This window comes from Cellulomonas sp. McL0606 (assembly GCF_058248365.1).
Map to the genome: position 1 here is coordinate 2,250,147 of NZ_CM177779.1, position 18,575 is coordinate 2,268,721.

Sequence of the window (18,575 nt, forward strand, 5' to 3'; positions counted from 1 at the left end):
ATCGTGGTGGGCGTCGTGGCCGTCCTCGTGGGCGTTGTCGCCGGTCCGGGTCTCGTCCGCATCGTTGGCCTCGTCGGCGGTCTGTGCGCGCTCGCGTACGGAGCCGGGCGATACATCGGGCCACGCGGGCGCGATCGCGAGTAGCTCGACGGTTCACTCGGCCCGGATCGGCACTCGCCTGGGTCCCGTCGACCGGGTGCGGATGGGGTGAGCCGGAGGCCTCGGGCCCGGCCCCACAAGGCGTCAGGACGTGGTCGCTGCCGCGCGCACCCGACGGACGGCCTCCGCCGCGCCGCCGTCCCACGGCGCCCCGTGGCCGGGGAGCACCCACCGGGCCTCGAGCTCCGCGACGTTGTCGAGCGAGTGCAGAGCCTCGGCGGTGTCGTCGGTGAACGGTGCGGGGGCGGGTCCGGTCGCGCCGGTGAGGACGTGCCGCGTGGTCAGGCCGTCGCCGACGAAGACCGCGTCGACGGCGGGCACGTGGATGGCGATGCTCCCCGGCGAGTGTCCGGGCAGCGCCAGCACACGCGGGGACCCCGGCAGGTCGAGGACGTCGCCGTCGTCCACCTCGACGACCTCGGTCAGGTGGTGTGTCTTGGCGGCGCCCTTGCGCATCCCGTAGGCGAGGAAACCGAGCGTGGCACCGAGACGGAACCGGCCCCAGGCCGGCGACGTCTTCTCCGTACCGCGAGCGCGTGCCGCGTCGGCGCGACCGACGTAGACAGGGATGCCGTTCCGCACCCGCAACCGTTCGGCGAACCCGATGTGGTCGGCGTCTCCGTGCGTGAGGACGATGCCGCGGATGTCGTCGAGCGACCGCCCGAGCGAGGCCAACTCGGCCTCGAGGTCGTTCCAGTGCCCGGGGAGGCCGGCGTCGACGAGCGTCATGCCATCGTCGGTGACGACGAGGTAGCAGGCGACGATGTCGTTGCCGACTCGGTGCAAGCCGGGAGCGAGCCGCATGGTTGTCTCCGTCCGATGTGGTGTGATGGCTACGCTATGTAGCCACGATGGTTAATGTCAATAGCCATGAGGAGCGCGACATGCCTGCACCGGATCGGACCAACCTGCCGGCGATCGTCGTGGCAGCCCGCGCGATCCTTGAGCGGAAGGGCGCCGCGGGGTTGACCATGCAGGCGGTCGCCGAGCAGGTCGGGGTACGTGCGCCGTCCCTCTACAAGCGCGTCGAGGGGCGCGACGAGCTGGTGGGGCTCGTCGTCGAGGCCACTCTGCGCGAGCTCGGCGAGCGGCTCGGGGAGGTGCAGGACGCCACCGCGGGACAGCCCGAAGCGCAAGCGCTGCCGGCGCTGGCCAGGGCCTTCCGCGAGTTCGCGCACACCTACCCCGCCGGTCACGCCATGGCCTTCGGGCCGCTACCGCCCGCCTCGCGACCGGCTCACGACGTCCTGGTCGCGTCGGTGGCCCCGGTGCTGCGGGCGACGACGGCCCTGGTCGGCGACGCCCACGCCCTCGACGCGGCGCGCACCGTGACCGCGTGGGCGAACGGGTTCCTGGCCATGGAGCTGTCCGGGGCGTTCCAGCTCGGCGGGGACGTCACCAGCGCGTTCGACTACGGCGTCACCCTGCTCGTCGACGCACTCGGCCGCCGCCACCCCACCGAGGAGCCGGAGTCCTGACCGCGGTCACCTGGCTGGCCGGGACACACCCGCAACCGGGGTGAGCGGCCAGATCGCGAACGCTGCTCGTGTGAGCTCTGGGCCAATGTCCGGTAGCCGTACAGCACGCTGCTCGGTACGGTCGGTTGCATCACAGAGTCCGCACAGGGCCCGCACCGCGGAGCGCCGGACCATGACGCGAGGGCACGGCCTTCAACGGCTCTGATCGCATGCGGTTGTCTGCACCGCAGCACCATCGGAAGGCTCGTCGACGACGACGCCGGCGAGATCCGCCCTCACGAGGGAGCGAACGATGAGCCCAGTACACGGACGACTTCGGGCAGGGCGACTCGCCCTGGTCGCAGCCGTCGCAGTCATGGCGACCTGGGGCCTGCCGGAGGCCGCGTCCAGCGCCGGTGCCACGAGCCCGGCCAAGGACGCCAACCCCACCGCATGCGCCCACCGGGTCAACAACACCCCACAAAAGCTCGTCAACTGCGTCACCCAGGCCGATCTCTGGGCGCACATGGTCAAGTTCCAGCAGATCGCGGACGCCAATCCCGGCGCCGACGGCCACCCGTCTCGCAACTCGGGCGAACCCGGCTACAAGGCCTCGGCCGACTATGTGGCCGCCGTCATGAGCGCAGCGGGCTATGACGTCACCCTGCAGGAGTACAAGTTCCACTACTTCAGCTTCGTCGGCACCCCCGTGATGCGGGAGGAGTCGCCGACGGCGCGCGACTTCGGGCTGGGCACGGAGTTCAACCCCGGACCGGTCGCCGGTTCGGCGAACGCGCCGCTCCAAGCTGCAGGGGGCATCTTCGTGCCAGCCACCCCCACCCCCAGCTCGGCGAGCGGCTGTACGGCGGCTGACTTCGCCACGTTCATGCCGGGGAACATCGCCCTGATCCAGCGGGGCACGTGCACCTTCGCCCAGAAGGTCGCGAATGCCGAGGCCGCCGGCGCATCCGCCGTCGTCATCTTCAACGAGGGAAACCCAGGCCGTACCGGGCTCTTCTCGGGAACCCTCGCGGGAACGGAAACCGTCCCCGTCCTCTTCACGTCCTACGAGGTCGGCACCCAGCTCCTGGCGCAGTCGGCCCCTGTCCTGACCATCAACGTCCAGGCCATCGACGACCCGAACCGCTCCGACTGGAACGTCATCGCCGACTCCAAGGGCGGCGACCCGAACAACATCCTGGTCGTCGACGCCCACCTCGATGCCATCTACGGCGCCGGGATGCTCGACAACGCTTCGGGCTCGGCGGCGATCCTCGACATCGCCCAACAGCTGCAGAACACCAACACGCGCAACAAGCTGCGCTTCATCTGGTTCGGCGGCGAGGAGCTCGGCTTGCTCGGCTCTGACTTCTACGTCAACACCCTGCCGGCCCAGGAGCTCGCCAAGATCAAGTTCGACCTCGACGCCGACGTCCTGGCGACACCGAACTACGTGGCCGGCGTGATCGATCCGAAGGACGGGGTCGGCCTGTTCGACCGCCAACCCGGCACTCCGACGCCGCCGAGCATCTGGGCGCCGTCGGCGATCGCGCGGGACTACGGGATCGACTACCTCAACTCGATCGGGAAGAACAACATCCTGTTCTCGGCAGACGGTACGGATGCCCTGGGCTTCCAGCTCGCAGGGGTCCCGGCGAGTGGCGTCCTCACCGGCCAGGACTGCTGCAAGCTCGCGTCGGACGTCGACCTCTTCGGCGGCTTTGAGGGCAACTTCGAGGGCACCGTTCCGGGCACCGACGGGGGGTGCGTGGACAACCCGTTCCGGTGGTGCGACAACCTCAGCAACAACGACCCTGTGGTGCTGACCTGGATGTCGAAGACCTTTGCCAACATGGTGGGACACATGGCGTACGACACCCAGGTGTTCAGCTCGACCCAGAAGGGCGGGGGCCACGTCAAGAAGCACTCGGGCCCGGTCGCAACGCCCGAGGGGACGGTGACCAGCTGACCCGCGTGCGCACGGAGGTCAGAACGGACCAACCGTCGAACGGTCAACATGGATGCTGCTGCTCTCGCGCGGCGATGTGACGACCACTGTCGGCCACGTCGGCAACGACAAGAGCGTGGAGGTCCGGCTCACCGACCGCGAGGCGTCGCCTTCGCCGGCGCGCCCCGCGGTCGTGTGGTGCACGCGTCGTTGGTTCTGCGATGACCGGCGCTGCGCGCGGAGCACGGTCGCGACGTCCGCGCTCGTGGGCCCGTGCGCCCAGCTGGTGGCCGCCGTGATCGACTCGTGGCGCTCACGCCTCAGTCGAGGGCTTTCATGAACGACCACAGGTGTCCCTCGAGGTCGTACGCGCTGTAGACGCGGTACCCGTACGCCCGGTCGACCGGGGCGTCCTGCACGGTTGCGCCTGCCGCGAGCGAGTGCGCGTGGTGGGCGTCGACGTCGTCCACCAGGACGGCGACGGACGCGGTCGAGGCGCCGAGCGATCGGGGCGATGCCAGCCGGTACGACACCTGCTCCGGATGCATCCAGATGACGCCGTCGCCCGCGTACACCTCGCCGTGCACGACCTGCCCGTCACCGTCGCGCGTCAGCTCGCCCGGTACGAGACCGAACGTCCGGACCAACCAGGCGTGTGCGGCGCCGATGTCGGTGTACACCAGCAGCATGATCCGGTGCTGGGCCGAGGGCTCCATCGTGGTCATCGCCTCGACGACGGCCAGCAGGTCGGTGCCGTCCGACGCGAGCGCTCCCGCGACGCGCGACCGCAGCCGCGCGGTCGCCTCGATCCTCTCGTCGAGGGTGGCCAGGTGGGTACGCATCGCCGACGCCAGGTCCCACGCCGGGTCGTCGAGCGCCCGCTGAACCTCTGCCAGCCCCATGCCGAGCCGGCGCAGGAGGCAGATCCGGTAGAGCCGCTCGGCGTCCGCGGCGTCGTACAGCCGGTGGCCGGCGTCGCTTCGCCCCGACGGTGTGAGCAGCCCGATCTGCTCGTAGTAGTGCAGCGTGCGGACCGTCAGCCCGCTCGCCGCCGCCAGCTCGCCCACCCTGTCGCCTGTGTCCATGCACGAGACGCTAGGACCTGACGCGGCGTCAGAGACAAGAGGTCGTTGGCCGAACTTTCCCAAGCCGGTACGCCGGCAGTCGATGCACTTCCCTGCTGAGTACGACCAGGAAGTGCATCCGGCGCCGGGTGCGGGAGCATGGAGCATGGCCGCGGCAGCGGAGGACCCAGTCGGTGACGTCGTCTGGATGATCCGCGGGCACTGGGTCACGCTCGCGCTCCGGGCCGCCGTCGACCTGGGCGTGCTCGATCACCTGGCTGCCCGGACCAGCGTCGCCGCGCTGGCGTCGGAGACCTCCTGCGACCCCGCCGACCTGCGGCGTCTGCTGCGGACGCTTGCCGACCTGGGGATGGTCGAGCCGCACGGCGGACCACGTGGTCGCCACGCCCCGCGGGGCGACGTTGGCACGCGGGCACCCCAGCGGCCTGCGGGACCTGCTGCTCATGCAGACGTCGCCGCCCAACATCGCCAGCTGGCAGCGGCTCGCCGACGCCGTCCGCGCTGGTGGGTCCGTCTATGAAGCGGTGAACGGCATCGGGCCGTGGCAGTACCTGGCCGCCCACCCCGAGCAAGGCGCGATCTTCGACGCAGCGATGGCGAGGCGCGGGTCCGAGCAGGCGGCCGTCCTCGTCGCCGGCTGCGACTTCTCGGGCGTGGGCACGGTCGTCGACGTGGGTGGTGGGCGGGGTGCCATGCTGGCCGAGGTGCTGGCCGCGGTCCCCGGGCTGCGCGGCGTCGTGGCCGACCGACCGGAGGTCGCCCACGCGGCAGGGGCGTTCCTCGCCCGGTCCGGACTCGCGGACGTGGCGGTCGGCACGGCCGCTGACTTCTTCGAGTCGGTCCCGACCGGGGGCGACGTGTACACCGTGGCGAACGTCCTGCACGACTGGGCCGACCGGGACGCCGTCCGGATCCTGCAGACCATCGGGTCCGCCATGACGCCCGCCGCGCGGCTCTGGGTCGTGGAGCGCGTCCTCGACGCCCCGGGCCGCCTGCCGGAGGCGCAGCGTGACCTCCATCTGCTCGACCTGCACATGCTGGTGATGTTCGGCGCCAGGGAGCGGACCGCCGCCGAGTACCGGGCCCTGCTCACGTCCGCGGGCTTCACTGAGGGCCGACTGATCGTGGCCGGTGGCGCTTGGGACGTCATCGAGGCTCGCCTGGCGCCTTGACGTCGTCGATCGACCAGCCGACCACAGCGTGCTGGGCTACGGTTCGCTTGCGGCTCGATAGCCGGCGCATCCTTGATCTGCACCTGACGTGGTGGGGGTTCCATTCGTGAGTGCTGTGGACGAGTCTGTCGAGATCGACGACGTGGGGCAGGTGACGCCGGCCCCCGCTCCGTGGTGGGCGCGACGCCGCAGCGTGCTGGCCGGGTTCGTCGCCCTGCACGCGTTCTTCCTGGTCACGCTCGCACCGGCCATCCTGGGCGGGGGCGTCGACGGCGACCTGGGGTTGTACCGGTCGTGGGCCCTCGGGGGCCTGCACCACGGGCAGTGGCCGGGTCTCTCCGTTCCGGGCGTCTACCCGGTCGGCGCGCTCGCGCCCATCCTCGCCGCCGCCGTCGCCGGGCCGTTCTTCTTCCAGCTGGTCTGGTTCGCCATGGTCACCGCACTGAACGCTCTGGCAACCTTCGTGCTCGTGCGCGGCGGTTCGAGCACGGGCTACCGGGCGGCCTGGTGGTGGATGGCGTTCCTCCTCCTCGTGTACCCCGTCGATCTGCTGCGGCTCGAAGGGATCACGGCGCCGCTCGTCGTCGTCGGCCTCCTGCTGGTGGCCCGACGTCCGGTGGTCGCCGGGGTGCTGCTGAGCGTGGCAGCGTGGATCAAGGTGTGGCCGGCAGCGGTCGTCCTGGCCGTCGTCACGGCGCACCGAAGGCGGTGGCCGGTGCTCGGCGCAGCCGTGGCTGTCTCGACCGGGGTCGTCGTGGCCGTCGCCTCGCTCGGCGGGATGAGCCATCTCACGGGCTTCCTGGGCACGCAGGCCGATCGGGGGCTGCAGCTCGAGGCGCCCGTGACGACGCCGTGGGTGTGGATGGAAGCCCTGGGCGCCTCGAACACCTACGTGTGGAACAACACCGTCCTGAGCACCGAGGAGGTCCACGGGCCGGGAGACGGTGTCGCGGTGACCCTGATGGGCATCGCGATGCCGATCGCGCTCGCGCTCGTCCTCGCGCTCATCGTCTGGGTGCTCCGCGGCGTCGGCCCGTCGCCGGAGCTGGTGCTGCTGGCGGCGCTCGCCCTGGTGACCGCGCTCTTCGTGTTCAACAAGGTGGGGTCGCCGCAGTACGTGCTGTGGATCGGACCGATCGTCGCCGTCGGCATCCGGCAGGGTCCGTTCGGATGGCGCGTCCCGGCCACGGTGCTGCTGGTGGTCGCGGGGCTGACGACGCTCGTCTTCCCGACCATGTACTCGCACCTCGTCGACGGGGACCTGCTGCCCGCCGTCGCCCTGACCCTGCGGAACGCGCTGCTGGTGGTCCTGATGGGCTGGGCGGTCGCCCGGTTGTTCGCCCTGCGGCGGGGGTCAGTCCCCGCACTCCTCCACGTTCGTGCCGGGGAGGAGCGCGTCGAGGCTGGCGGCGGCGACCACGACCTGCGGACGGTCGACGCGCACGGTCAGCCAACCTGACCGAGTCTCCTCGATGCAGGCGTCGCCGCTCACCACCTTCCAGAGCCTGCTGGCGTGGATCCGGACCAGCGTCGACCCGGGTCGGGTCACGTCCAGCGTGAACTCCTGCGTGCCCAGGTGGATCAGGTGCCCCGCGCCCGTGGCCAGCGGCGGTGTGCCCTCCACCGACCAGACCTTCCAGTGGGCGTCCTGCCAGACGAGGTGCAGGTACGCCGGCGGGTGCTTGAGGATCGCGGCCTCGGCCAGGCCGCCCGTGTCGAGCGGGACGTCCGGCAGCGCCACCAGGCTGACCGCGTTGTCCCGCAACCACCGCGCGTACCTGGTGGACGTCAGCGTGTCGTACAGGACCGCGTTGTCGGCGAGGTCGGTCTGGCGCTCCCACCCGCGCGCCAGCGGGTAGTCCGGCGCGACATAGCTGACCTCCCAGTGGCCGCGGGTGAACGGGATCTCCAGACGGCCGGTGCTCGGCTGCGTGGCGAGGTACGACATCAGGCCCGAGTAGTACGAGGCCAGACCGGACGCGGGGCGCTCGCCGAAGACCGAGCCCTCTGCGGGCTGCGCGGTCCACGCGACGGCGAGCCCGAGCACGACCAGCGATCCGACGAGCCGGCGGGGCGTGTGTCGCGACGCCACGGCCGCGGCAGCCGGCAGCGCCATGACCTGGCTGAGGCGGGCGATGTTGCCGCCCACCGGGTTCGGGATGACGAAGCACGCCACCGCCGCCACGGCATAGAGCGGCACGAAGCGCACCGTGAACGCACGCAGGGCGACCATCTGCACCGGGACGACGGCCCACACGACGGCACAGAACGCCAGGACGCACACGAGAGAGATCCAGGGGAACGGCATCGGGCCGCCCGCTCCCCCCACGGCCACCGCGACGGCGACGCCGCCGACCGCCGGGATCAGGGCCGTCAGCCGACGCCACGACCTGTCGGCGCTCAGGCCCGCCGCGACGAGCAGCAGCAGCGCGCCTGCCAACGGGCTGGCGAGCGAGCAGGCCAGGGACAGCGCGGCCGCCAGGCCCAGCCCAGGCGCCCGGGGACGCTCCGCACGGCGACGACGGCCGAGACGCCGAAGGCGACGCCGAGGAGGAACGGGATCTGGCCGATGACCAGCGCCACGGTGAGCATGGCGACGACCGCCGCCTCGAACAGTCCGCGCCGTGCCGGCGCGACACCGACGCGGAGGAGCCGGGGGGCCACGACCGCCGCGAGGACGGTGGCGACGACCCCGGTACCTGCGGCGCCGAGCTCGTGCGCGAGCAACGGGTACAGCACGGAGTAGCCCGGCAGGGCGTGCCCGGCGTACCAGTTGTCGTTCCACACCAGGAACGCGCTCGACCGCGCCAGCTCGGCGCGGAACTCCTGCGCGGGCCAGTCCGGTCCCCAGCGCGCGAACGACACGACGAGCAACGACAGGGCCGCCATCGCCGTTGCCGCGGTGGCTGGGGGGACGGTCGGCCGCGCGACACCGACCGCGTCCTCACGGACGCCGCTCATCGCGCTCTCCGGTCCGGCACGGGCGAGCACCCCGAGCTGGTGGCAGCAAGCGGCTGGGCTCTCATCGCTCACGGCCCGACCGCGCCCGAGGCTCGCGTACGGCCGACGCGGCGCGGGGTGCGACTCGGTTCGCGAACATGCTGGTGACAGACCCTTTTCGCGAGTGGGGCATCTGGACCGATCCGGAGCAGGATGCTCGGGGATGTCCAGTATGCCGCCCCCACCTCGGCGTGCGGGTCCGAACGTGGCCGACTACGTGGGACGCACCGGGTAGCGCAGGTGCGTGACCCCGACGCCCGGGATCACGGTCGGCGAGCCGAGCCGGGCCGGCGTCGCATCGAGATGCTCGAACAGCCGGACTCCCGAGCCGAGGAGGACCGCCGCGACGTCGACGGCGATCTCGTCGAGAAGACCGGCGTTCAGGCACTGCTGGATGGTGTCGGCGCCGTGGACGCCCACCGCCTTCCCGGCGGCGGCGGCGGTCGCCTGGTGCACGGCGCTCTCGATGCCGTCGGTGACGAAGTGGACGCTCGAGCCGGGCCGCGGCCATCCGTCGGGGATCTCGTGCGCCAGGACGAATGCCGGTCCCCAGGCGTGGTTCCCGCCCCAGCCGCCGGCGGCCTCGAACGTGCGACGACCAGTGAGCATCGCACCCAGCTCGGAGACGAGACCATTCAGGTGCCTGGCGCTGGGCTCGAAGACCCGGAACGTCATGGGGTCCGAGCCACCGGTGCGGATCTCGACGTCCCCGGAGGTGTACCAGTCGAACACCTCGGCCACGCCGCCGTCCGGGTCGGCCACATAGCCGTCGAGGGACATGGACATGATGGCGACAACCTTGCTCATCGGACACTCCTGCCTGTCGCGGCGGTCCCGACGACCACCCTCCTCCCCCGCTCGTCGAACGGCACGTCGCCGGTGCGACAGGAGGCGCGGACCGGGTTCGGCGGCGACACGTCGACGGCCGCCTCGGCAGGTGCGCCGAGACGGCCATCCGGGGCGGGAGCCCCTACCGGATCCGGCGCCGGTAGACGGCCATCGCGCCGAGGTAGCCCAGGGCGAGGATGCCGACGCACCAGGCGAGGGCGACCCAGATGTCGCTGCCGACCGGCTCCCCCGCGAACAACGCGTGGATCGAGTTGACGATCGACGTGACCGGCTGGTTCTCGGCGAACGCACGCACCGGACCGGGCATGGTGGCGGTGGGGACGAACGCGGAGCTGATGAACGGCAGGAAGATCAGCGGGTAGGAGAACCCGGCGGCACCGTCCACCGACTTCGCCGACAGCCCGGCCAGGACGGCGACCCAGGTGAGCGCCAGGGTGAACAGGGCCAGGATCCCCGCCACGGCGAGCCAGGCCAGCAGGCCCGCGGAGGTGCGGAAGCCCATGAGGAAGCCCACCGCCACGATGATGACGACCGTGATCCCGTTGGAGACCAGTGACGTCAGGACGTGGGCCCACAGCACCGACGACCGTGCGATCGGCATGGAGTGGAACCGCTCGAAGATGCCGCTCTGCAGGTCGGTGAACAGCCGGACCGCGGTGTACGCGATGCCGGACGCGATCGCGATCAGCAGGATCCCCGGCAGCAGGTAGGTGACGTAGCTGTCGCTGCCCGTGTCGATCGCGCCGCCGAGCACGTAGACGAACAGCAGCATGATCGCGATCGGGGTGATCGCCGTCGTGATGATCGTGTCCACGCTGCGGGTGATGTGCCGCATCGAGCGGCCCGTGAGATCGGTGGTGTCGGAGAAGAAGTGTGTGGTCGTCATGACAGTTCCTCACTGGTCTCGGTGGTGGCGTTCTGGTTCCCGACGAGGGCCAGGAAGATCTCCTCGAGCGTCGGCTGCTTCTCGACGTACTCGACCTTCGCCGGCGGGATGGGCTGCTTCAGCTCGGCGAGCGTCCCGTTCGCGATGATGCGTCCCTGGTGCAGGATGGCGATCCGGTCCGCGAGCTGCTCGGCCTCGTCGAGGTACTGCGTGGTGAGCAGCACGGTGGTGCCGCTCTTCGCGAGGCCCTGGATCACCTGCCACACGTCGAGCCGCGCCTCGGGGTCGAGCCCGGTGGTGGGCTCGTCGAGGAAGATCACGGTCGGGTGCCCGATCAGGCTCATCGCGATGTCGAGGCGACGACGCATGCCTCCGGAGTACGTCGACACCTTGCGGGTGGCGGCGTCCGACAGGTTGAACTGCGCCAAGAGGTCGTCCGCCACCCGGCCGGGGTCGTCCTGGTGCCGCAGCTTGGCGACGAGCACCAGGTTCTCGCGGCCCGAGAGGATCTCGTCGACCGCGGCGAACTGCCCGGTCAGGCTGATGGACTCCCGGACGCGCAGCGCGTCCGTGGCGACGTCGTAGCCGTTGACCGTGGCCGTGCCGGCGTCCGAGCGCAGCAGCGTGGACAGGATCCGCACGATCGTCGTCTTGCCGGCGCCGTTGGAGCCGAGCAGGGCGAAGATGCTGCCCGCCGCCACCTCGAAGTCCACGCCGCGCAGGACGTGCAGGTCCTTGTACGACTTCTCCATGCTGGTTACCCGGATCGCGGGTGCTGTGGTGCTCATGAGCTGGGTCTTCCTTTCTGTGGAGCCCGCGGGTCAGCGAGCGCGCTGGATGGTGATGTCGCCGGACTGGGTGCGTGCCCGTACCGCGACGGTCTGCTCGGACTCGTCGGGAGCGCGGTTGTCGGCGAGCTGGTTGCGCACGTGTCCGAAGCTTCGAGGAGAGGTCGAGCCACGCCGGGACGTCTGCTCGGACGTCGATCGAGATCTGGCCGAAGCCGCTCTCGACCTGGATCGAGCCGCTGGACACCTCTCGCAGCGAGATGGCGCCGTAGGCGGTCTTGGCGGCGACGGAGCCGAGCGCCCGGGCGACCTCGAGGTCCCCGTAGGAGAGCTTGGCCTCGAGGTCTCCGCCGGACTCCTCGACCTGCATCGAGCCGTGCGACGCCTTCAGGACTGCGTCACCGGTGACGGTTCCGATCCTGATCTGACCGTGGTCGGCCACGATCTCGGCCGATCCCTGCGCCGTGCCGACCGTCACGTTGCCGTGCCCGGCCTTCAGCCACAGGTCGCCCGTGGTGTCGAGGTCGACGGTGCCCATCGGCTCTTGACCCGGGTGGCGCCCAGCCGCCCGGTGACGCGGACACCGCCGACCGAGACCTCGGCCGTGAAGCGGGACCCGGAGGGCAGCTCGACCCGGACGTCGACGGACTCGTTCGGGCCGATCCAGCTGAGGCGCGGCTTGGGGCCTGTGACGGAGACCCGCCGGCCGTCGAAGTCGACCCGCGTCTCCTCCGCGCCGCGACGGTCGACCGCCTTGGCCGGGTTGGTCGGCGACACGGTCACGACGGTGTCGTCCCGGTCGCCGGCGACGATGTCGAGGGCACCGACCTGCAGGTTGATCACGAGGTCGATCGGGGTGGGGGTGTGGAACGTGGGCATGCTGACGCCTCCTTGATTTCGGGTGTGCTGGTCCGGCCCCGCGGGTCTGCGTGGCTGGTGGAGTGGTGGGTCGGGCGGGGTTAGCGCGCCCAACCGGCGAAGCTGTCGCCGGTTCGCAGCGTGCGCTGCGCGGATCGTCGTTGTCGGGGCTGCAGGGCGGCCGCGACCGCCCGCACGAGCCAGGAGTTGACGGACAGGCCGTCCGCCGCGGCGGCCTCGTCCACCCGCACCTTGAGGGCATCGGGCAGGCGGAGCGTGGTGCGCGAGGTGCTCACGTCGTCGAGGTCGACGGGTGCCGCGGGCGCGTCGTCGTGGTCGGGCTCGGTGCTCGACTGCGTCACGACGAACTCGACCTCACGGCCGCGCAGCCGAAGGTCCACCGAGCCGGGGGCGAGGTCGCGCGTGATCTCGCCGACCGCCGCCGACAGCACGTCCAGCAGCACGAGCCGCGTCGCGGCCTCGAGTCCGCCGGCCAGCCGTTCGGCGACGGCGCGCGTCTCCGCCGTGCCGTTCTCGGCGGCGTCCGCCAGCTGCCGCTGCAAGTCGCTCACGTAGGTGTCGAGGTCCATAGCACCATCGTGACACCATCGTGGTGTCACGTCAAGCATTAGTGGTGTCAGATGGTGTGCGGTGTCGATCGGGACCGCGCGACCGCGTCCCGCCAGGCCGTCCGTCGTGCCCGCCGCTGGACGTCGTCGATCGCAGGGACGACCGTTCGGCCACCGGCCGACGGCGCGCTCGCACGCGACTCGGGGAGGCCCTGCAGGGTCGTGCCGGCCAGCAACGCGACGCCGACCGCCGACGCCTCGGCGACGTCGGCCGTGCGGACCGGCCGGCCGAGCAGGTCCGCCTGGATCTGCATCAGCGTGGCGCTGGCCGTGGCACCGCCGTCGGCGACGATCTCGACGATCTCGGCGTCGGTGGCGACCGCGTCGACGACGTCGACGACCTGGTGCGCGACGGACTCGAGCGCGGCGCGGGCCAGGTGCGCGCGCGTGGTTCCCGCCGTCATCCCCGTCAGCACGGCCGTCGCTGCGCGGTCCCAGTACGGCGCACCGAGGCCCGCGAAGGCCGGCACCAGGCTGACGCCGCCCGCGTCCGGCACCTGGTCCGCCAGCCCCGACACCACGGCGCCGCCGGGCCGGTCGGGGTCCGTGCCGATGATCGTCGCCATCCAGTCGAGGGCGGACCCGCTGGACAGGATGTTTCCCTCGCGCGCGTACGTCGGCCCGTCGGCGGTGAGCCACGCGACCGTGGTCGCGATCCCGTCGGGGGCACCGTCCGGCGCGACGCACGGGACCATGACCGACGAACCGGTCCCGTAGGTGACCTTGGCGCGGCCCGGCGCCCCGGACCCGTGCGCGTAGAGCGCGGAGTGCGAGTCGGCGAGCACCGCGGCCACGGGCAGGCCCGCCGGGAGGACCCCGAGGTCGGTGCTCACCCCGAAGCCGCCGTCCGACGCCCTGACCTCGGCCAGCGCGCCGCGCGGGACCCCGAAGACGTCCAGCAGCTCGGGGTGCCAGTCCAGGTCCACGAGGTCGAGGAGCAGGGTCCTCGACGCGTTCCCCGCGTCGGTGGCAAAGTCCCCGGTGAGGTTCCAGACGAGCCACGAGTCGACGGTGCCCAGGCACACGTCGGCGGCGGGTACGCCCTGGGCGACCGCCGCGTCGAGCAGCCATCGCATCTTGGGTGCCGAGTACATGGCATCGAGCGTGAGCCCGGTCCGCGAGCGCACCAGCTCGGCGTGGCCCTGCGCGACCAGACGCGCACACGCGTCAGCCGTCCGGCCGTCCTGCCAGCCGAGCACAGGCCCCAGCGGGACACCGGTGCGTCGGTGCCACGCGACCACCGACTCACGCTGGTTGGAGACCGCCAGGGCGACCGGGACCAGGCCGTCGGCCGCCTCCAGGCATGCAGCCACGGCGGTCAGGGTGGCCGACCAGATCTCGGCCGCGTCCTGCTCGACCCAGCGCGGCGCCGGGAACGAGATGCCGACCGGGCACGTTCCGCGGGCGACGACCGACCCGGTCCGGGTGGTCAGCACCGCCTTGGCGTTCGTCGTGCCCAGGTCGATGGCCAGCACGAGCGGCTCCGGCGCGGTCACGAGCCGATCGCCTTCTCGATCCGCGCCAGCGCGTCGGGCGTCAGGAGCATGAGCGACTGACGCAGCGTGGTGTCGGCGCGCCACCGGCCGTCGGACGTCCAGCCGTGGGCGAACCCGTACGACTCGGCGGCGCAGGCCGCGAGCAGCGTCTCGCGCGCCTGGTCGTCGTCCATGAACGCCGACATCGGCGTGTCCAGGTCCCAGACCGGACGCCCCGGTTCCGGCGCGACCTGCACGGTGCAGGTGAGAGCGTGCTCCCCCGACCCGACGTCCGTGGACACCCCCGTCGGCAGGGTCACCCGCGCGCGCATACCGGCCGGGACGTGCACGTGCAGGGCGAACGTCCCCTCCTCGAGCGTCCAGGCGACCGTGACGACGCCGTACCCGGTGTCGAGCGAGCACTCGGCCGACGTCAGACCGCCGCCCGGCACGGGCGCCACGTCGACCACCCGCGACCCCGGCTCCGCGGTGGCGATCCCGCCGATCCGACGGTGCAGGAAGTCGCCCACGGCGCCCAGGGCGTAGTGGTTGAACGACGTCATCTCGCCCGGGTTGATCGTCCCGTCGGGGAGCATCGAGTCCCACCGCTCCCAGATCGTGGTCGCGCCCATCGTCACCGGGTACAGCCAGGACGGGCACTCGCGCTCCAGGAGCAGGCGGAAGGCCACGTCGCCGTGCCCGCCGGTCGTGAGGGCGTCGGCGACGATCGGGGTCCCGACGAAACCCGTCCCGATCCGGTAGCCGTGCGCGCGGACGCTCCGCGAGGCGGTCGCCGAGCGGGCCGAGGCGTTCGGCGTCGACCAGGCCGAAGGCGATCGCGAGCCCGTAGGCGGTCTGGGCGTCGGACATCATCCGGCCCGCCGGCGTGACGAACTCCGCGAGGAACGCGGTACGGATCCGGTCGGCCAGGGCCGTGTACCTCACGGCGTCCGCGGCGCGGTCCAGCACGCGCGCGGCCCGCGCCAGGGCCACGCACGAGCGGAAGTAGTAGGCGCTCGCCACGATGTCCGCGTCGGTGCGGGCGGCGGCCGGGCGGTCCGGCGGGGCGGCGGGATCCAGCCAGTCGCCGAACTGGAACCCCCCGGTCCACAGGTCGCGGTCGCCGGCCAGCGCGCGCACGTCCTCGACCCACGCCGCCATGCTCCGGTACTGGGCCGCAAGCACGGACGCGTCGCCGTACCGGTCGTACAGCGCGTCGGGCACGAGCGTCGCCGCATCGCCCCAGGCGGCCGCCGGCGGCATCGGGTACGGCAACGGGTCGGGGACGACGACCGGCACCGACGTCCCGCGATCCTGCTCGACCGCCAGGTCTCGCAGCCAGGAGCCGAGGAAGCCCGACACGTCGTAGAGGAAGCTCGCGGTGGGCGTGAAGACCTGGATGTCCCCGGTCCAGCCCAGTCGCTCGTCGCGCTGCGGGCAGTCCGTCGGCAGCGAGACCGCGTTGCCGCGCAGGCCCCAGACGATGTTCTCGTGCAACCGGTTGAGCAGCGGGTCGGACGTCGTCAGGTGCCCCGTGCGGACCAGGTCCGTGTGCAGCACCTCGGCGACCACGGCCCCGGGGTCCAGGTCACCGGGCCAGCCGGTCACCTCGGCGTACCGGAAGCCGTGGTACGTGAACCGGGGGTGCCAGTCCAGCGGGCCGTCGCCGGCCAGGACCAGGCTGTCGGTCGCCTTGGCGAACCGTAGCGGACGGACTCCGAGCTCACCGTGCTCGAGCACCTCGGCGTGCCGGAGCGTGATCGTCGTGCCCGCCGGGCCGTCCACCCGCAGCCGGAGGCGCCCGACGAGGTTCTGGCCGAAGTCGAGCACGGTCGCGCCGGACGCCGTGGTCAGGACGTCGCGCACCGGCACGGTCTCGGTGACCCGCACGGGAGGCGACGAGGCCGGGACGAGCCGGTCGAGCCGTGCCTCCTCCGCACGCGGGTAGCCGGCCAGGACGTCCGCGAGCAGCGCGGCCGGCCCGCCTCCCGGCAGGCTCGTGCCGGGCGTCTCCAGGGCGTCGTCGGCCAGCCGCGCATCGTGGGACTCGCCCTGGTAGATGCTCGCGGAGGTCACCGGACCCACCGTCGAGACGGTCCAGTCGGTCCCGGTCGTCACCCAGGTCACGTCGCCGTCGGCGTCGACCAGGCGCAGCTGCGCCGCCAGCGCGACGGGCCCGAGGTAGGCGCGCTGGAAGTGCCCGTCGAAGCCGAAGCGCTCGCCGTACCAGCCCTCGCCCACCGTGGCGCCGAGCACGACGGGTCGGTCGGCCGCCGCGGCGGAGATCTCGTGCGTGACGTCGTACGTCGAGAAGGCCAGGACGTCGCGGTAGGCGGTCCAGCCCGGGAGAAGCTCCTCGTCACCGACCCGCCGACCGGCGAGGGTCACGTCGACGACGCCGTGGGCCGTGACCGACAGCACCGCGCTGACCACGGTCGCCGGGCGCGTGCGTCCTCGGTGCGGAACCGCACGGTCCCCCGCTCGGGCCAGTGGGTCGCGGGGTCGAGGGTGATGAACGGCGCCCGCCAGTCCTGCGGGCCGAGCGGGCCCGTGCGCACGACGGTCCATGCGCTCCACCCCGTCGACGACCCCGGCGCGCCCGACGCCCGCACCCGAACCTCGGCGCTCGTGTACGGGCCCAGCGGCGCGAACGGCCAGGCCACCCTCTGGGCCACCGGCCCGGCCACCTCGGCTCCCGTGATCACGCCGTCGAGCCGCAAGCTCGACCCGGGCTCGGGTCTGCTCCCAGCCCGGCTCGTCGCTCTCGACCGCCCACGACACCGACGGGGTGCCGGTCGCCAGGAACTCCGGGCGTCCGCGGTCCCCGACCCACAGACCGACGACCCGGACGCTCATGCGGCGTGCCGTGCCAGCTTGGCGACCAGGTCCTCGAGCATCAACCGCACGTCCAGGTGCGTGTAGACCCGGATCGGTCGGCCGCTCTGCCGGACGACGTAGCGACCCTCGTCGTCGATCCCCGGCGCCGGCACGGTGACGTACCGGGACGAGGAGGGGTCGGGCTCGAACGAGGACTGCAGGGCCGTGAGCAGCACCAGCGGGCTGTCGCCCAGGATGTAGACCTCGCCGGAGTCGAACCCGTGGGCCGCGGCCATCTCGACGACGTCCTGGAGCCGGCTCACCAGGTGCTCGCCGATCGCACCGTGCGGGCGCACGCGCGTCTCCAGCTCGGCGAAGCTCATCATCGCCTGCCGGTACGCGTCGCGGGGCACCTGCCACAGCGGGATCGGCGAGTCGAACACGACCTGCGCGGCCGTGATGTCGATCCGCAGGTTGTACTCCGAGACCTCCGGCCCGCCCGGGCGCGGCGGCGCCACGGCCAGTCCGTCGTGCTCCGGGCCCCCGATCCAGACGGCCGTCAGGCGCTCGGCGATGCGGGGCTCGAGCAGGTACGCGCTGGCCAGCTCGGTCAACCCGGCTCCGAGCGTGACGTAGAGCGGGAGGTCGGACTCGCGTATCGCCTCGGCGACGATCGCCTCAGCCGCCGCGGAGCGGATGGGGGTGCTCCGGTCGACGAGAGCCGTGTTGGAGCCCTCGATCGTGGTGATGGCACCCGTCAGGCCGAGCAGGTCGACGACGACGTCCGCGGCCTGCCGGGCCTTCGTCGCCGTGATCGGCGACGAGTCGAACGGGTCGCCGGCGCGCAGGTGCGAGCCGATCACCGCGCGGACGTCCACCGACGGCGAGAGCAGCAGGTGGGCGAAGCTGGACCAGGCCGTCGGGGTCGCCGGAGTAGTCGTTGTCCGTGATGACCCGCAGTCGCGCGCCCATCAGCTCGTCTCCGTCCACACCGAGCTCCTCCACGAGCGGCAGGTCCGCGCTGGAAGGCCCGACCTCGAGCGTGAAGGTTCCGGGCTCGACCGTCCAGCCGTGCGTGTCCACGTCCCAGTGGGCGAGCGCCCGGCTGGGCAGACCGATCCCCACGGTGACGGACTCGCCCGGGCCCGCGACCACGGCGGCGAAGCCCACGAGCCAGCGCACCGGGCGCTCGACCTCGCTGCCCGGCCGGGACGCGTACACCTGCACCACCTGGCGTCCGGTGCGAGAGCCCGTGTTGCGCAGGGTCACGTCGACCTCGCCCGCTCCGTCGCCGGTCGGGGTCACGGGCACCCCGACGGACTCGAACTCCCAGGACGTGTAGCCCAGGCCGTGCCCGAACGCGTAGCGGGCCGTGCGGGCCGGGTTGCGGTAGCCGACGAGGAGCCCCTCGTCGTACCGGACCACGCCGTCGACGGGCGTGCCCGACGGGAA

The 18,575-nt window shown here is 72.1% G+C and carries 18 protein-coding genes and 3 pseudogenes; 6 read left to right on the forward strand and 15 right to left on the reverse strand.

Annotation, left to right across the window (positions count from 1 at the left end; genetic code table 11):
- Positions 1-243: 243 nt before the first annotated feature.
- Entirely contained in the window at positions 244-963 is a 720-nt protein-coding gene (locus AC38ZX_RS11465; protein ID WP_426592102.1) for an MBL fold metallo-hydrolase, read from the reverse strand.
- A gap of 80 nt (positions 964-1,043) precedes the next feature.
- On the opposite strand from AC38ZX_RS11465, the gene AC38ZX_RS11470 reads away from it, so the two are divergent.
- The 3 genes from AC38ZX_RS11470 to AC38ZX_RS11480 all read left to right on the forward strand — a co-directional run bounded on the left by AC38ZX_RS11470 (position 1,044) and on the right by AC38ZX_RS11480 (position 3,904).
- Positions 1,044-1,637 (forward strand): TetR/AcrR family transcriptional regulator, encoded by a 594-nt coding sequence (locus AC38ZX_RS11470; RefSeq protein ID WP_426592103.1) that lies wholly within the window; start codon positions 1,044-1,046, stop codon positions 1,635-1,637.
- A 292-nt stretch (positions 1,638-1,929) separates the two neighbouring features.
- Positions 1,930-3,585 (forward strand): M28 family peptidase, encoded by a 1,656-nt coding sequence (locus tag AC38ZX_RS11475; RefSeq protein WP_491294239.1) that lies wholly within the window; start codon positions 1,930-1,932, stop codon positions 3,583-3,585.
- Between the two features lie 52 nt (positions 3,586-3,637).
- Positions 3,638-3,904, forward strand: coding sequence for a hypothetical protein (locus AC38ZX_RS11480; protein ID WP_491294242.1), 267 nt, complete (start codon positions 3,638-3,640; stop codon positions 3,902-3,904).
- Here AC38ZX_RS11480 and AC38ZX_RS11485 read toward each other — a convergent pair.
- Positions 3,885-4,649 (reverse strand): MerR family transcriptional regulator, encoded by a 765-nt coding sequence (locus tag AC38ZX_RS11485; RefSeq protein ID WP_426592106.1) that lies wholly within the window; start codon positions 4,647-4,649, stop codon positions 3,885-3,887. The genes AC38ZX_RS11480 and AC38ZX_RS11485 overlap by 20 nt on opposite strands.
- A gap of 187 nt (positions 4,650-4,836) precedes the next feature.
- Here AC38ZX_RS11485 and AC38ZX_RS11490 point away from each other — a divergent pair.
- The 3 genes and pseudogenes from AC38ZX_RS11490 to AC38ZX_RS11500 all read left to right on the forward strand — a co-directional run.
- A pseudogene (locus tag AC38ZX_RS11490) lies at positions 4,837-4,953 on the forward strand (hypothetical protein); the annotation flags it as partial.
- A gap of 70 nt (positions 4,954-5,023) precedes the next feature.
- Entirely contained in the window at positions 5,024-5,821 is a 798-nt protein-coding gene (locus AC38ZX_RS11495) for a methyltransferase (protein ID WP_491294246.1), read from the forward strand.
- Between the two features lie 106 nt (positions 5,822-5,927).
- Positions 5,928-7,280, forward strand: coding sequence for a hypothetical protein (locus AC38ZX_RS11500; protein WP_491294250.1), 1,353 nt, complete (start codon positions 5,928-5,930; stop codon positions 7,278-7,280).
- On the opposite strand, the gene AC38ZX_RS11505 is transcribed toward AC38ZX_RS11500, so the two are convergent.
- The 13 genes and pseudogenes from AC38ZX_RS11505 to AC38ZX_RS11565 form a co-directional block, all read right to left on the reverse strand.
- The gene (locus AC38ZX_RS11505) at positions 7,176-8,261 is read right to left on the reverse strand and encodes a hypothetical protein (protein ID WP_491294253.1); all 1,086 of its coding nucleotides are present in this window, start codon (positions 8,259-8,261) and stop codon (positions 7,176-7,178) included. The two genes, AC38ZX_RS11500 and AC38ZX_RS11505, sit on opposite strands and share 105 nt — an antisense overlap.
- Complete coding sequence (locus AC38ZX_RS11510) at positions 8,222-8,854, reverse strand: hypothetical protein (RefSeq protein WP_491294256.1); 633 nt, start codon at positions 8,852-8,854, stop codon at positions 8,222-8,224. The genes AC38ZX_RS11505 and AC38ZX_RS11510 overlap by 40 nt, the downstream gene beginning before the upstream one ends.
- Before the next feature lie 180 nt (positions 8,855-9,034).
- Positions 9,035-9,628 (reverse strand): dihydrofolate reductase family protein, encoded by a 594-nt coding sequence (locus AC38ZX_RS11515; RefSeq protein ID WP_426592110.1) that lies wholly within the window; start codon positions 9,626-9,628, stop codon positions 9,035-9,037.
- Between the two features lie 163 nt (positions 9,629-9,791).
- Positions 9,792-10,556, reverse strand: coding sequence for an ABC transporter permease (locus AC38ZX_RS11520; RefSeq protein ID WP_491294260.1), 765 nt, complete (start codon positions 10,554-10,556; stop codon positions 9,792-9,794).
- A complete protein-coding gene (locus tag AC38ZX_RS11525; protein WP_491294263.1) occupies positions 10,553-11,344 on the reverse strand; it encodes an ABC transporter ATP-binding protein in 792 nt (263 codons plus the stop codon). The genes AC38ZX_RS11520 and AC38ZX_RS11525 overlap by 4 nt, the downstream gene beginning before the upstream one ends.
- 495 nt (positions 11,345-11,839) lie before the next feature.
- Positions 11,840-12,223, reverse strand: a complete 384-nt coding sequence (locus tag AC38ZX_RS11530) for a hypothetical protein (RefSeq protein WP_491294266.1) — start codon at positions 12,221-12,223, stop codon at positions 11,840-11,842.
- An 80-nt stretch (positions 12,224-12,303) separates the two neighbouring features.
- On the reverse strand, positions 12,304-12,792 hold the full coding sequence (locus AC38ZX_RS11535; protein WP_426592114.1) for a histidine kinase: 489 nt from the start codon (positions 12,790-12,792) through the stop codon (positions 12,304-12,306).
- A 47-nt stretch (positions 12,793-12,839) separates the two neighbouring features.
- Positions 12,840-14,411 (reverse strand): FGGY family carbohydrate kinase, encoded by a 1,572-nt coding sequence (locus AC38ZX_RS11540; RefSeq protein WP_491294270.1) that lies wholly within the window; start codon positions 14,409-14,411, stop codon positions 12,840-12,842.
- Positions 14,324-14,869 (reverse strand): alpha-L-rhamnosidase C-terminal domain-containing protein, encoded by a 546-nt coding sequence (locus tag AC38ZX_RS11545; protein ID WP_491297385.1) that lies wholly within the window; start codon positions 14,867-14,869, stop codon positions 14,324-14,326. The genes AC38ZX_RS11540 and AC38ZX_RS11545 overlap by 88 nt, the downstream gene beginning before the upstream one ends.
- Positions 14,870-16,739, reverse strand: a pseudogene (locus tag AC38ZX_RS11550) (family 78 glycoside hydrolase catalytic domain); the annotation flags it as partial. It lies immediately after the preceding gene.
- Positions 16,691-17,011, reverse strand: coding sequence for a glycoside hydrolase family 78 protein (locus tag AC38ZX_RS11555; RefSeq protein ID WP_491294272.1), 321 nt, complete (start codon positions 17,009-17,011; stop codon positions 16,691-16,693). The pseudogene AC38ZX_RS11550 and the gene AC38ZX_RS11555, both read right to left, overlap by 49 nt.
- Before the next feature lie 147 nt (positions 17,012-17,158).
- Positions 17,159-17,986: a nucleoside hydrolase gene (locus tag AC38ZX_RS11560; protein WP_491294275.1), complete on the reverse strand. Its 828-nt coding sequence runs from the start codon at positions 17,984-17,986 to the stop codon at positions 17,159-17,161.
- Between the two features lie 217 nt (positions 17,987-18,203).
- Positions 18,204-18,548, reverse strand: a pseudogene (locus tag AC38ZX_RS11565) (fibronectin type III-like domain-contianing protein); the annotation flags it as partial.
- Positions 18,549-18,575 lie beyond the last annotated feature (27 nt).